The sequence below is a fragment of the Streptomyces sp. M2CJ-2 genome (assembly GCF_016757295.1).
GTDB lineage: Bacteria > Actinomycetota > Actinomycetes > Streptomycetales > Streptomycetaceae > Streptomyces.
The window spans coordinates 1-366 of the sequence record NZ_JAESIF010000312.1 but is presented as its reverse complement, the minus strand read 5'-3'; the positions used below and the strand labels follow the sequence as shown (position 1 = coordinate 366).

Annotated in this window: 1 protein-coding gene; it reads right to left on the bottom strand. The window is 77.0% G+C overall.

Annotation, left to right across the window (positions count from 1 at the left end; all coding sequences use genetic code 11):
* A partial coding sequence (locus JL475_RS39440) for a phosphopantetheine-binding protein (protein WP_202282985.1) occupies positions 1-366 on the bottom strand: 366 nt, incomplete at both ends.

Here is a 366-nt window from a genome sequence, read left to right as displayed (position 1 = left end):
CTCCGCCGGCCGCTCCCGCACCGTCAGCGCCTTCCGGGCGCCGGCGGCGTCACCGAGCCGCTCGGCCAGCGCGGCCGGCGTCGGCGCCTCGAACAGCGCCCGCACCGCCAGCTCGGCGCCGAAGGCGGAGCGGATCCGGCTGACCAGCCGGGTGGCCAGCAGCGAATGCCCGCCCAGGTCGAAGAAGCTGTCCTCGACGCCGACGGCCGGCAGGCCCAGCACCTCGGCGAACAGCCCGCACAGGATCTCCTCCTGCGCGGTGCGCGGGGCGCGGCCGGTGGAGACCGCGGTGAAGTCGGGGGCCGGCAGCGCCCTGCGGTCCAGCTTGCCGTTGGCGGTCAGCGGCAGCGCCTCCAGCACCACGAA